11 protein-coding genes are annotated in these 12883 nt (G+C 67.6%); 7 read left to right on the forward strand and 4 right to left on the reverse strand.

Going from position 1 to position 12883, the window contains the following annotated elements:
* The first annotated feature begins 17 nt into the window (after positions 1-17).
* The 4 genes from F3J19_RS12765 (at position 18) to F3J19_RS12780 (ending at position 4009) form a co-directional block, all read left to right on the forward strand.
* Entirely contained in the window at positions 18-1220 is a 1203-nt protein-coding gene (locus tag F3J19_RS12765) for an AAA family ATPase (protein WP_167041703.1), read from the forward strand.
* A gap of 139 nt (positions 1221-1359) precedes the next feature.
* On the forward strand, positions 1360-2817 hold the full coding sequence (locus F3J19_RS12770; protein WP_167041706.1) for a nicotinate phosphoribosyltransferase: 1458 nt from the start codon (positions 1360-1362) through the stop codon (positions 2815-2817).
* Between the two features lie 153 nt (positions 2818-2970).
* On the forward strand, positions 2971-3510 hold the full coding sequence (locus F3J19_RS12775; RefSeq protein WP_167041992.1) for a nitrogen fixation protein NifQ: 540 nt from the start codon (positions 2971-2973) through the stop codon (positions 3508-3510).
* 82 nt (positions 3511-3592) lie between these two features.
* Positions 3593-4009, forward strand: coding sequence for a LysR family transcriptional regulator (locus F3J19_RS12780; protein ID WP_205192809.1), 417 nt, complete (start codon positions 3593-3595; stop codon positions 4007-4009).
* 80 nt (positions 4010-4089) lie between these two features.
* Here the strand turns inward: F3J19_RS12780 and F3J19_RS12785 are convergent, their stop codons facing one another.
* The 3 genes from F3J19_RS12785 to F3J19_RS12795 all read right to left on the reverse strand — a co-directional run bounded on the left by F3J19_RS12785 (position 4090) and on the right by F3J19_RS12795 (position 7344).
* The gene (locus F3J19_RS12785; RefSeq protein WP_167041709.1) at positions 4090-5460 is read right to left on the reverse strand and encodes a DUF2325 domain-containing protein; all 1371 of its coding nucleotides are present in this window, start codon (positions 5458-5460) and stop codon (positions 4090-4092) included.
* A 167-nt stretch (positions 5461-5627) separates the two neighbouring features.
* Positions 5628-6218: a hypothetical protein gene (locus F3J19_RS12790; RefSeq protein WP_345891029.1), complete on the reverse strand. Its 591-nt coding sequence runs from the start codon at positions 6216-6218 to the stop codon at positions 5628-5630.
* 238 nt (positions 6219-6456) lie between these two features.
* The gene (locus tag F3J19_RS12795; RefSeq protein ID WP_167041712.1) at positions 6457-7344 is read right to left on the reverse strand and encodes a LysR family transcriptional regulator; all 888 of its coding nucleotides are present in this window, start codon (positions 7342-7344) and stop codon (positions 6457-6459) included.
* A 262-nt stretch (positions 7345-7606) separates the two neighbouring features.
* Between F3J19_RS12795 and F3J19_RS12800 the strand changes: the two genes are divergently transcribed.
* The 3 genes from F3J19_RS12800 (at position 7607) to F3J19_RS12810 (ending at position 11147) form a co-directional block, all read left to right on the forward strand.
* Positions 7607-9184: an MFS transporter gene (locus F3J19_RS12800; RefSeq protein WP_167041717.1), complete on the forward strand. Its 1578-nt coding sequence runs from the start codon at positions 7607-7609 to the stop codon at positions 9182-9184.
* 265 nt (positions 9185-9449) lie between these two features.
* Complete coding sequence (locus F3J19_RS12805; RefSeq protein WP_167041720.1) at positions 9450-9926, forward strand: nuclear transport factor 2 family protein; 477 nt, start codon at positions 9450-9452, stop codon at positions 9924-9926.
* Between the two features lie 186 nt (positions 9927-10112).
* The gene (locus tag F3J19_RS12810; protein ID WP_205192811.1) at positions 10113-11147 is read left to right on the forward strand and encodes a 2OG-Fe(II) oxygenase; all 1035 of its coding nucleotides are present in this window, start codon (positions 10113-10115) and stop codon (positions 11145-11147) included.
* Between the two features lie 45 nt (positions 11148-11192).
* On the opposite strand, the gene F3J19_RS12815 is transcribed toward F3J19_RS12810, so the two are convergent.
* The gene (locus F3J19_RS12815) at positions 11193-12662 is read right to left on the reverse strand and encodes an MFS transporter (RefSeq protein WP_167041722.1); all 1470 of its coding nucleotides are present in this window, start codon (positions 12660-12662) and stop codon (positions 11193-11195) included.
* Positions 12663-12883 lie beyond the last annotated feature (221 nt).

Below are 12883 nucleotides of genomic sequence, written 5' to 3' on the forward strand. Positions count from 1 at the left end.
GGCGCCGCAGACACGCCATGATCGAGATTTTCCTGATTGCCGCCAGCACCGAAAACGCGCAGCGCGTCGTCGAGCGGCTCGACGACAGCGGTGTGCGTTACCGCCTGCGTACCGCCTACGGTTCGGTCCGGCAACTGCGCATGCATGCGCATCTGATCCGCAACGCCGACCTGCTGATCGTCGACGACGCCAATCTGGACGCGCACGGGCTGGACGGCATCGAGGAAACGCTGGCCTGCGCGCCCACGCTGCATTGCATGCTCGTGACGCCTGCGCCGTCGAGCGCGTTGCTCGGCGCGGCGATGCGCGTCGGCGTGAGTCACGTGCTGTCGTGGCCGCTCGAACCCGAGGCCGTCGGCGACGCGCTCGCGCGGATCGACGCGGCGAAGGGCGGCTGCGAGCAGCGCGGCGCGCGTATCGTGTCGCTCGCCTCGAGCAAGGGCGGCAGCGGCACGACGCTGGTCGCCGTCAATCTCGCCTGCGCGCTCGCGGCGCAGCGCAACCGCCGCGTGCTGCTGATCGACCTGAGCCAGCAATTCGCCGACGCCAGCCTGCTGCTGGCCGACCGGCCGCCGCCGATGACGCTGGCCGATCTGTGCGCGCGCGACGAGCCGCTCGACGCGGGGCTGTTCGATGCCTGCGCGATGCACGTGCGCCCGAATCTCGATCTGCTGGCCGGCGCGGGCGATCCGCTGAAGGCCGCCGAACTCCTGCCGGCGCAGCTCGAGCGCGTGCTCGCATGGGTGCGCGAGCGCTACGACGCGGTACTGATCGACATCGGCCAGAGCCTCAATCCGCTGACGATCCGCGCGCTCGCGCATAGCGACGCGATCTGCATGGTCGTGCGGCAACATCCGCTGCACCTGCACGGTGCGCGCCGCATGCTCGATATTTTTCGCGAACTCGGACACCCGGCGAGCAAGGTGCGTGTCGTCGTCAATCAATACGAGAAGAGCGCACGGATCAATCTGCCGATGCTCGAGCGCACGCTCGGCGCGAAGGTCGCGCATCAGTTGCCGCGCGACGACCGGCACGTCAACGACGCGTTGAGCCGCGGTGTGCCGGTCGTCATTGCCGCGCGCGACAGCACGCTCGCGCAGGGCCTCGGCCTGCTCGCGAACATGCTGTGGCCGGCCGGCGCCGAGCGCCACCGCAGCGTGCCCGGCCGTCTGCTCGCGGCCTGGCCCGAGGTGCTGCCGCAACTGAAGCCCGGCGTTTGAGGCCGCGCACGCCCGGGCGCTCGCGTGCATATCGGAGTAAGGTCAAACAGACCGGCGATTCCCGGTATATTGCGACGGTATAGGGGGGCGCCGACGATGAGACGGCCCCGCCGTCCAGCCACTCCAGCGAGACATTCACGTGAGCGCAGCACAGTCCACACCCGACGCGCAGGGTCGTTCCGACTTCGCGTCGATCCTGGCCAATCCGATTCTGAACACGGATTCGTATAAGGCATCGCACTACCTGCAATATCCGCCCGATGCCTCGGCAATGTTCTCGTACGTCGAATCGCGCGGCGGGCGCTATGAGCGCACGCTGTTCTTCGGCCTGCAGATGCTGCTCAAGGAATACCTGTGCCGACCCATCACCACGGCGATGATCGAGCAGGCGCGCGGGTTCTTCAGCGCGCATGGCGAGCCGTTCAACGAAGCGGGCTGGCGTTACGTGGTCGAACAATACGGCGGCTATCTGCCGGTGCGGATTCGCGCGGTGCCCGAAGGCTCGGTCGTGCCGACGCACAACGTGCTGATGACGGTCGAATGCGACGACCCGCAGGTGTTCTGGCTCGCCTCGTATCTGGAGACGATGCTGCTGCGCGTCTGGTATCCGGTCACGGTCGCGACGCAAAGCTGGCATCTGCGCAAAACGATTCGGGCGTATCTGTGCAGGAGCAGCGACGACCTCGCGCAACTGCCGTTCAAGCTGCACGATTTCGGCGCACGCGGCGTGTCGAGCGCGGAGTCGGCGGCGATCGGCGGAGCGGCGCATCTCGTCAGCTTCATGGGCTCGGATACGGTGCTCGGCGTGCTCGCCGCGAATCATTACTACAACGAAAGCATGGCTGCGTTCTCGGTGCCGGCGGCCGAACACAGCACGATCACGTCATGGGGCCGCGAGCGCGAGATCGAGGCGTACCGCAACATGATCGCGCGCTTCGGCAAGCAGGGCGCGATCGTGTCGGTGGTGTCCGATTCGTACGATCTGTTCGCCGCGCTCGACGCATGGGGCACGGAGCTCAAACAGGCCGTGCTCGATTCCGGCGGCACGCTCGTGATCCGGCCCGACTCGGGCGATCCGCGCACGATCGTATTGGAGACGCTGCGCCTGCTCGAAGCGTCGTTCGGCGCCGTGACGAACAGCAAAGGACGGCGCGTGCTCAACAACGTGCGCGTGATTCAGGGCGACGGCGTGAACCCCGATTCGATCGAGGCGATTCTCGCCGCGATGGACGAGGCCGGTTTCGCCACCGACAACATCGTGTTCGGCATGGGCGGCGCGCTGTTGCAGCAGATCAATCGCGACACGCAGTGCTTCGCGATGAAGTGCTCGGCGATCCGCCTCGGCGACACATGGCACGACGTGTCGAAGGACCCGGTCACCGATCACGGCAAGCGCTCGATGAAAGGGCGGCTTACGCTGCTGCGCCATCGCGTCACCGGCGAGTACCGCACGGTGACGCTACCGCTCGCGTGGGATGAACGCACCGTTGCCGACGAATGGGACGAGGCGCTCGTGACGGTGTTCGATTCGGGGCGCCTGTTGAGCGACGTGTCGCTGGCCGAGATCAGAAGCCGAGCGCATGAGGATGAGGTGTGAAGTGTGCGTGGAATTCTTCGGTGATGTGGGTTCGTCATCGATCATGGCGAGGCCATGATGTGCCCAGATGATCCCTTTACACGAGTGACGGGTGCTGCGGCGAACAGCGGCGACGTGCTGCAATGGCCGGCCGATGCGCGAGTCGCCGGGTGCATGCGTGGCTGGTTGAACGAGGCCGCGCGCGCGGACCATCCCGACACGCGGCTCTTCGCCAAGCTGATCGCTGAGCGTGATGCGCGCAACGAACTCGCGTTGCTCGGTTTGCCGCTGCCCGAGTGGCGCGCATTGCTCGCGCGGCATTTTGGCCGCGCGACGAAATCCGCGTTACCGCAATCGCTGCCGCTCAGCCTCGAAGAACACGCGCGCTTCATTCGCGCGCTCCACGCGCTGCTGCTTGCCCATGCCAGCGGCACGGTCCATGCAGACGACGCGCGCTGCCTCGCCACGATCATCGCGCACGCGTGCCTGCGTCCCGATCATTTGTGGCGCGACCTTGGCCTTGCCGGCCGCGACGAAGTCACGTGGATGCTCACACGCTATTTCCCGTCACTCGTCGCGTTGAACGTCGAGAACCTGCGCTGGAAGAAATTCCTCGCCGCGCAATGCGCGCTTTCGCTGGGGTTGCAACCGGGACCGGCGCCGGGTTGCCCCGGCTGCGAGGACTACGGGTATTGTTTCCCACCGCGCCGCTGATACCTCATTGACACGCCGCTGACACCCCGCTGAGGCCCACGGTCAAGTGGCGGCGCGGGGCGCTTCGTGTATGCTTGCGCGCATGGCCGACACCGCTAAGACCGCGAAATCCGCGAAACCCCAATCCGCTCCGGCGACGAAATCCGCGAAGGTGCGTCCCGAAGTGCGCTTCAGAATGCGCATCCGTCATGGCGAGTCGGTCGCGCTCGGACCGGGCAAGGTCGATCTGCTCGAAGCGGTGCGCGAATATGGCTCGATCTCGGCGGCGGCGCGCAGTCTCGACATGTCGTACCGGCGCGCGTGGCTGCTGATCGACGAGCTGAACCGCTCGCTGAAGTCACCGGCCACGCATTCGGAGCAGGGCGGGCAAAGCGGCGGGGGCTGCACGCTGACGCCGGTCGGCGAAACCATCATCCGGCTTTATCGCGAGGTCGAAGAGGAGGCGCGCCGCAGTTGCTCGAAGCAAATCGGCGAACTGGTGAAGCTGATCCGCTCCTGAGCGGCGCGCTCGCATGCCGCGCCGGGTTATGCCGCTGGATTAGCCCGATATATCGCGCCATGCGGCCTCAGGTGCGGCGCTCAACCATGCCGCAGACAGAACGACGAAGGCGGCACCTGGCGAAGTTGCGCGAGATGTTCGGGATGCAGCCGCGCCATCAATTCGACGAAGCTCGCGACGCTCGCCGTGCGCAACGAGTGATAGTCGATTCCGTGACGCTCGCAGACCCGCTTGAGCGTGTTCATCGAATCGTGGTCGACACAGTCCACCGGAAACACGACGATATCGGCGCCCGGCAACGCGGCGGCCAGCAAGCCCTTGCGATCCTCGACCCCGCCGTCGTGCAGCACCAGTTCGCCGCCGGCCGCATCGACGAGCCGTTTGAGCGCGGCGTTCGAGCCGGGCCGGCCACCCACGTAGACGATCCGCTTGCCCTGCACGCCGTCGAGGCTCGCACGGCGCGCGCCCGCGCCGCCGGCAGCGGGCGTGGCCGTGGCGTGCGTGGCTTCGGCGGCATCGACGGTGGCGCGTTCGAGCGCATCGCATTCGCTTTGCACGAGCTTCAACTGCGCGAGCGCCTGGTCGCGGCTGCCGCGTAGCGCGAGCGCGGCTTCCTGTTCCTGCTGCATGCGCTGCTCGGCCGCTTCGCGGCGGCTCGTCTGCAGCGCAATGCGTTGCTCGGCATCGGCGAGCCGTTCGCGCAGATAGGCCAGCTCGGCTTCGAGGCCGGCGGCATCGGCGGGCAACTGGCGTGCCGCCTGAAGTTGCGCGATCTGCCCGTCGAGCGCGGCGACCGATTTATCCCGCTCGACACTGAGTTCCTGCAGACGGTTCTGTTGCCGCTCGATCTTCTCCTTCAACGCGACGTTTTCCGCTTCCAGGGCGACGAGCCGCCGGATATCGGCGCGATTGGCCGCGCCGACCAGATGCGAGAGCATGTGCAGGTCGCCGAATGCTTTCTGGCGCACGGGCATCGTCGTGAGCGGATGCGTCATCAGCGCCCAGTAGGCGGGCGGGATATCGCCGTTTTTCAGCGCTTCGTCCCAGAGCTTCAGGAGTTCGAAGTCGTCGGCGGCCTTTTCGAAGCGGCGCACCGCACCCGCGTAGCGTTCGTCGAGCAGCTTGTGCAGCGCTTTCGCGCCCGCGCCGCCTTCGATCGCGAGTTCGACCGCCGTGTGATGGATGTCGAGGTCGCTCGCGTCGTGACGGTCGAGGTTCGTGAATTTCGGCACCAGCTTGCGCAATTCGTGCGTGCCGAGGCAGGTGCCGATGATCGAGCAGTGCAGATGGCTGTCGAGTTCGGACAGGCGCGCACGGCGCTTGACGGCGGGCGGCATGGCCTGCGACGGCGCGCAGCATGCGTCGATTGTGCGAATGCCGGTGCTCGCGAGTTCGTCGCCGGACAGTTTCAGACGCGAAGGCTGGGCAAGGGGAAACGGGGGCGTGTGCATGAAGGTCTCGAATCCGGTTCGTGTCAGTCGGGCCGCGTGCTTGCGCCCGCGTTTATCGTGCGAATGGCGCGCAGGGCGTCGCCTGCGATGTATTCGCGTCGATATAACGAGGGGCGAAAAAAAGCGTTCATGGGCGGCGTTCGTGCATCGGGGTATGAGTCGGCGGGTCAGTCGGCGGGGTGAACCAGCGTTGCTCCGGCGTGTTCATGCGGCGCTTCGGCGGCCACTGCCGCTGCCACGGTCGCGGTTCTCGCGCTTTGCGAGCGGCGCACCGCGGCGCGTTCGCGCTGGGCCGCGGAGCGCAGCACGGGACGAATCGCTTCGCCGGCCGGTCGCGCATGCTGTTCGAGCACGTGCCCGACGCAGAGGCCGACCATCGCGGCGTCGAGCCGTTCGAGTTCGGCCACCGCCTGGCGCAACGCGGGCAGATCGTTGCTGAGCGCGTCGGAGAAAATCGCATCGCGCAGATGCTCGGCGAGACGCGCTTCCTCGATCGTCGCTTTCAGTTCGCGCAGACGCGCGAAGGCGTTCGCGCGCGCCCGCCCGGCGAGGAGCGACAGCAACGGGTTCAGCGCATGCGAGCCCGATGCGCCGATTGTCGCGATGCTCGACGGGTCGCCGCCGAGCATCGCGACGAAGCGCTGCACGCTGCCGTACAGGCGCCGGTAGGCGTCGACGACGTCGCGGATCGTTTCGGCCCGTCCGCGCCCGGACGCGGACTTCACCGCGACGATGGCCGACGATATCTCGTGCGCCACACGCTGGCCGTGCCCGGATTGAACGCGCGACCCGGGGGCCGGCAAAGTGGATCGACTGCGCACCGCTGAGGGCTCCTGCTGATTCGTTGCGCCTCGCCGTGGTTGCGGCAAAGCCTAGCGTAATATCCGTCAGGATATAACGAAAGCGGCCGTATGTGTTGCGGCGGACGCTGACGGTCGTGCGCTTTTGCTCGCAGACACGATCGACGCGAGTCTCCATGCGGAGCAGCGGTGCGCGTCAGCCCAGGTTTTTGACGCCGCGCGCGAAGCGCAGAAACGCCTTCACGGCCGGTGCCCGCTCGTACTGGCGGAACGCGAGCGCGATTTCCGAGGCAATCGGCTGACCGGCGATGTCGCGATACGCGACGCCGGGCAGCGCGATGCAATCGGCGAGTGTATGCGGCACGACCGCCACGTTGCCGCCGAGCGACACGCAGGCGAGTACGGCCGCGAGCGTGCCGGGGCGGGGGCCGAGACGCGGCGAAAAGCGGCCGCGCCGCGCGACTTCGAAGGTGCCCGATTCCTGTTCGGGCAGCGCGAAGCACTGGTCGCGTAACTGCGCGGGCCGCAGGCTCGCCGACGTCGCAAGCGGAGAACTGGCCGGCAGCGCCAGCACGAAGCGATCGCGATGCACGGTCACGGCCTGAATGCCGCTCGCGAGCGGCATCGGCGGGCGGATGTAGGCGGCGTCGAGCAGGCCGTCGCCGAGCATGCCGGCGACGGCGTCCATCGGGACTTCCTGAATCGCCACCTCGACGCCGGGATGCGTGCCGCGAAATCCGCCGACCGCTTTTTGCAGGACGCCGACATACACCGCCGACGCCACATAGCCGACCTCGATGCGCCCCAGCTCGCCGCGCTCGGCAAGCATCGCGCGCTGCCCGGCGCGTTCGAGATGGTCGAGCGCCGCGAGCGCTTCGGCGAGATAGGCGCTGCCCGCCGCGCTCAGCGCGACCGAGCGCTTGGTGCGGTAAAAGAGCCGCGCGCCGACGAGCCGCTCGGCTTCCTGGATCAGCCGCGTCAGCGACGGCGCGGCGATGCCGAGTTCGTCGGCGGCGCGCGCGAAGTGCAGTTGCCGCGCGACGCAAACGAAAGCGCGGATATGGCGCAATTCAAGTTGCCGCATGGTTTTTCGGTATTGCTTTCAGGGACAATTATTCTTCGATTCTATGTCAATGACAGACAATAATGACTTCGCTACGATAGCGTGACTTTCGCTTCGTGCTTGCTTCGTGCCTATTTCATAACCGCTTCGGGCCTATTTCATAACCGCTTCGGGCCTGCTTTGCGCATCGCGCCTTGTATCCTGCGCTAGCGCGCTTTGAAAACCTTTCGTCCAATCGCTATCCGCTCCTGATCCGCCCTTAATCCGTCCCGAATCCGCCTGTATGTCACTGATCCCCGGCCATCGCGCATCGTCCACGCAGGCCCCCCCCGCCCGTCCCGGCTTCGTGCTCGCCATCGCCTCGGCCACCTGCGCGTTGATCGTGCTCGACACCAATGTCGTCGCCGTCTCGCTGCCGTCGATTGCGCGCTCGTTCCACGCCAGTTTCGCCGACGTCGAATGGGTTGTCAGCGCGTACATGGTCGCGTTCGCGTCGTGTCTGCTGCCGGCGGGCGCGCTCGCCGACCGGGTCGGCCGCAAGCGCATGCTGCTGACCGGTCTCGCGGTGTTCCTGCTGGCCTCGCTCGGCTGCGGCCTCGCGCCCTCGGCGCTGGTGCTGAACCTCGCGCGCGCGCTCAAGGGCGTGGGCGCCGCGATGCTGCTGACCGCGGCGCTCGCGGTGATCGCCAACACCTTTCACGACCCCGTCGCCCGCGTGCGCGCGTGGGCCGTGTGGGGCACCTGCATGGGCGTCGCGACGACGGTCGCGCCGCTGGTCGGCGGCGTGATTACGCAATGGCTCGGCTGGCGCTGGATCTTTCTGCTCAATCTGCCGGTGTGCGCCGTGCTCGGCTGGAGCGCGGCGCGCGAGCTGCGCGAATCGCGCAACCCGTCGCCCGGTTCGCTCGACGCGGCCGGCAGCCTGCTGTTCGGGCTCGCGCTCGCATCCGGCATCTGGGCGCTGATCGAAGTGCCGTCGCATGGCCTCGCGAACTGGGCCACCGGTGCGCGGCTCGCGGCGTGCGTGCTGCTTGGCGGCGCGTTCGTGCAATTGCAGCGCGTCCGCGTTCACGCGATGGTCGATCTTGCCCTGTTCCGGCAACCGCGCTTCGTCGCGGCGGTGCTCGCGATGTTCGGCTATGCCGCCTGCGCGCAGGTGATGATGACGTTCCTGCCGCTGTATCTGCAAAACGCGTTCGGTCTGCCGGCGATCGCCGCCGGTGTCGGCATGCTGCCGTTCGCGCTCGCGATGGTGGCGGGGCCTTACCTCGGCGCGCGCCTTGGCCGACGCGTTCCGCAAATGACCCTGCTGAGCGTGGGCCTGCTGCTGATCGCGCTCGGCAATCTGCTGACCGCGCTCGCGGCCGGCGGCGAGCGCTACGCCTGGGTCGCGTGCGGGATGGTCGTGACGGGGCTCGGCGCGGGTGTGCTGAACGGCGATACGCAGAAGGCGATCATGGCATGCGTGCCGCCGGAGCGTACCGGCATGGCGTCGGGCATCAGCACGACGACGCGCTTCACGGCGATCGTCATGTCGGTCGGCGTGCTCGGCGCGGTGCTCGCGGCCCGCACCGAGGCGAGCTTCCTCGCGACCACGCCGCTGACGGCTCCGGTACGGGCCGCGCTCGACGCCGGTTTCATGTCGCGCGTGATGGCGGGCGATGCGGCGCAGGCCACCGCGCGGTTGTCGCCGGCCTTGCAGGCCATGCTGACGGCGGCCGCGCGCGCGAGCTTCGCGGGCGGTTTTGCGGCGGCGCTGGGCGTGGCGGCGTTCGTCGCGGCGTCGGTGGCCGCGGGAATATGGGTGCTGGCGGGCAGGGCCGAAGTCGCGAGGGGACGAGGGGCCGTGTCGCGGGGGTAGCGGCGCTTGTAGCTGGTTTTTGCCAGGTTTTGTCTGGGTTTTGCCGGGTTGGTACGTGGTTGATGGCGGGCTTGTACCGGGTTCGTGCGCGCCCGGACTCCCTCAGCAGCAGGCGCTTCGCCGCCGCAAAACATTCGCCAAAACCCCCGTTCACGCCATTTTCCGATATCGTGTGCGCCATGCCCGCCACCCACCCCGAGCGGGCGGTTTTTCCGGGGTGCGATACCGCGCGCTCCCGCAATACGCAACACACGACATCGAAACAATGAGCCATCCCAACACCGAGCTGATCGAACGCTTCTACACCGCCTTCCAGCAACGCGACGCCGAAACCATGGCCGCCTGCTATGCCGACGACGCCGTCTTCAGCGATCCCGCCTTCGGCGAGCTGCGCGGCGAGGAAGTGCGCGACATGTGGCGCATGCTCGTCAAACACGCGCAGGATTTCTCGCTGACCTTCGGCGAGATCGAGGCCGACGACGCGAGCGGCCGCGCGCAATGGGTCGCGAGCTATCAGTTCACCCAGACGGGGCGGCCCGTGGTCAACCGGATCGAGGCGCGCTTCGCGTTCCGCGACGGGCTCATCGTCGAGCACCGCGACCGCTTCGACCTGTGGCTGTGGATGCGTCAGGCGATGGGCGTGCGCGGCGCGCTGTTCGGCTGGTCGCCGCTCGTGCAGCGCATGCTCAGGGCGCAGGCGCGCCGCGGGCTCACGCTGTATCGTGGGCATCTGCATCGTTGAAACGGCGTAGCGATGTCGCTTCAATGCCGTTGCAGTGCCAACCGGGACTCGCCCGGAAGGCGCCGGAAAGCCGCTGAAAACCGCTCTTGAGACCTGGCCATCCGGCGAACTTTTTTGGCATGGCACGCTTGCTATGATCGTCCACTCGAGCCCGCGCTTTGGCGGGTGGGACGAACAGGGAACGCTATGCCGGTCGTAGATGCCGCATGGGAAGAATGGCTGGACACCAATGTCGCGCGCGGTTGCCTGCCGGATGCGCTGATCGACGTCATGGTGCAGGCCGGCTTTGCGGCCGAGGCCGCGCGCGTCGCCGTGCACAAGGCGGTTAGCGAGCGCAGGGCCGCCGTGCGTGCCGCCACCGAGGCGGCGGCCACCGATTCAGCGATCGGCGGCGCGATTGCGAGCGAGGCCGCCATCACCGACGCAGCCGTCGCCAAGGTCGCCGCTAACGTAACCGTTAATGCGGCCCTTAATGCAGCCGTTAATGCAACCGCGGGCAGGTCGGTCGCGAGCGAAGCGAGTGTCATCGAAACCACCGCCGCCAACGCCGCGCCGCACGGCTACCTCTACGACGCAGCGCCGGTCGCGCACGGCAACCTGATCCGCGCCGGCGAGCGCGACGTGCGCGTGCTGATGCGCTGCGAGCGGCCGCAACTGATCGTGTTCGCCGACGTGCTATCGCCCGAGGAGTGCGACGCGTTGATCGAGCGCTCGCGGCATCGGCTGAAACGCTCGACCACGGTCAATCCCGTCACGGGCAGCGAGGACGTGATCCGCAATCGCACCAGCGAAGGCGTCTGGTATCAGCGCGGCGAGGACGCGTTGATCGAGACGCTCGACCGGCGCATCGCGAGCCTGATGAACTGGCCGCTCGAAAACGGCGAGGGCTTGCAGGTCCTGCATTACGGCACGAGCGGCGAATACCGTCCGCATTTCGACTACTTTTCGCCCGATCATCCGGGCAGCGCCGTGCATACCGCGCGCGGCGGCCAGCGCGTCGCGACGCTCGTGATCTATCTGAACGACGTCGCCGAGGGCGGCGAAACGATCTTTCCCGACGCGGGCATTTCGGTCGCGGCGCGCGCGGGCGGCGCCGTGTATTTCCGCTATATGAACGGCCGGCGCCAGCTCGATCCGCTGACCTTGCACGGCGGCGCGCCAGTGCTGGCCGGCGACAAATGGATCATGACGAAGTGGATGCGCGAGCGCGCTTATGTCTGACGTGGGCCGATCCATCCGCGCCATATCACGCGGATAAAACCGCGCTCAGCCCTTCGCGGCCCGGCTTTTCTCCGCCGGGTTTTTCTCCGTATTCTCCCCGCTGCCCGAACCGCCGCCGATGCTCTGGCCGGCATTGCGCGCGAGCCCTCTATAACCGAGCACCGACAGCAGCGTCAGCACGCCGGCGAACAGGAACGCGAGACGGAAGTCGTCGAGCGTGAAAACGTGGCCGGTCGTCTCGCCGTTCAGGTGAGCCGCGACGCGCAGCGACACCGCGCCGAACGCGATGCCGAGGCCGAGCGTCATCTGCGCGGCGGCGCTCCATAGCGTGCTCGCGGCGCTCATCTGCGGCTGCGCGATATCGGCGTAGGCGAGGGTGGCGAGTGTCGAGAACTGCATCGAGCGCGCGACGCCGTACACGAACACGACGATCAGCACGAGCGCGAGCGGCACGTTCGGCGTCAGCAGCCCGCACGCGATGATGAACACGCCCGCGATCGTCACGTCGACGATCGACACCATGCGAAAGCCGTAGCGTTTCAGGATGCGCGTGGTCAGCGCCTTCATGCCGAGGTTGCCGGTCGCGCTGGCGAGCAGCAGCAGACCCGAGTGGAACGCCGAGAGCCCGAAGCCGAGCTGGAACAGCAGCGGCATCAGATAAGGTACCGCGCCGATGCCGATGCGCGTGAACGACCCGGTGATGACCGTCACCGAGAACGTCGGCACCTTCAGCGTCGATACGTCGACGAGCGGATGCGGGTGGCGCTTCGCGTGCTGGAACGCGATCACGCCGACCAGCAGGCCGCCCGCCATGACCGCGCAGGCGAGCCACACGTTGGTGGCGGGCTGGCTCGCGAGCTCGGCGCCGTACAGGAGCGCGGTCAGCGAGATGCCGCTCAGCACGAGGCCGACCACGTCGAGCGGCTTGCGGGCGGTTTCGCGCAGGTTCGGCACGAGCATCAGCGCGACCGTGATCGCGGCGATGCCGAACGGCACGTTGAGCAGGAAGATCCAGCGCCACGACGCGTAAGTCGTGATGAAGCCGCCGATCGGCGGCCCGACCACGGGCGCCGCGATGGCCGGCCAGGTGATGGTCGCGATCGCCTGCATCATGCGGGCCTTTTCGGTACTGCGCACGACGATGAGCCGGCCGACCGGCACCATCATCGCGCCGCCGATGCCTTGCAGCAGCCGCGCGGCCGTGAACTCGGGGACGTTCTGCGACAGCCCGCACAGCACCGAGGCGACCGTAAACACGCCGATTGCGCTGACGAACACGGTGCGCGCGCCGCAGCGGTCGGCGACCCAGCCGCTCGCCGGGATGAAGATCGCGAGCGCGAGCATGTACGCGGTCATGCCGAGGCTCAGGCTGTTCGGGCCGACGCCGAACGAGCGCGCCATCTGCGGCAGCGCGGTGGCGATCACGGTGGTGTCGAGATACTCCATGAAGAAGGTGGCCGCGACGATATACGGCAGCCAGCCGACGTGCGCATTGCGGGTGCCGGCGCCGCTCATCGCGCGATCTCCGCTGCCGGGCGCATGAGCGCATGCGCGTGAGGACGGTTGGCGAGCAGGGACGTGGTGCGCGAGGAGTTTGACTTCATGGTGCTTGCGATTGCCTTTCGATTGCGTTTTGCCGGCGTTCGTGGGAGCGGATCGGCGAGAAATTCGAAACCGGCCGCGGAACGGTGGCTGAGTGGCGGTGGCCTGGCGAAGACGTCGGTCCGCCTTTGGGC

It is taken from the genome of Burkholderia sp. Ax-1724, assembly GCF_011752995.1.
Classification (GTDB): domain Bacteria; phylum Pseudomonadota; class Gammaproteobacteria; order Burkholderiales; family Burkholderiaceae; genus Paraburkholderia.

Excerpts from the sequence above, each read along its gene's own strand:
- F3J19_RS12765 (WP_167041703.1), top strand. The coding sequence starts at position 18 with ATGATCGAGATTTTCCTGATTGCCGCCAGCACCGAAAACGCGCAGCGC.
- F3J19_RS12775 (WP_167041992.1), top strand. The coding sequence starts at position 2,971 with ATGCGTGGCTGGTTGAACGAGGCCGCGCGCGCGGACCATCCCGACACG.
- F3J19_RS12780 (WP_205192809.1), top strand. The coding sequence starts at position 3,593 with ATGGCCGACACCGCTAAGACCGCGAAATCCGCGAAACCCCAATCCGCT.
- F3J19_RS12785 (WP_167041709.1), bottom strand. The coding sequence starts at position 5,460 with ATGCACACGCCCCCGTTTCCCCTTGCCCAGCCTTCGCGTCTGAAACTG.
- F3J19_RS12795 (WP_167041712.1), bottom strand. The coding sequence starts at position 7,344 with ATGCGGCAACTTGAATTGCGCCATATCCGCGCTTTCGTTTGCGTCGCG.
- F3J19_RS12800 (WP_167041717.1), top strand. The coding sequence starts at position 7,607 with ATGTCACTGATCCCCGGCCATCGCGCATCGTCCACGCAGGCCCCCCCC.
- F3J19_RS12805 (WP_167041720.1), top strand. The coding sequence starts at position 9,450 with ATGAGCCATCCCAACACCGAGCTGATCGAACGCTTCTACACCGCCTTC.
- F3J19_RS12810 (WP_205192811.1), top strand. The coding sequence starts at position 10,113 with ATGCCGGTCGTAGATGCCGCATGGGAAGAATGGCTGGACACCAATGTC.
- F3J19_RS12815 (WP_167041722.1), bottom strand. The coding sequence starts at position 12,662 with ATGAGCGGCGCCGGCACCCGCAATGCGCACGTCGGCTGGCTGCCGTAT.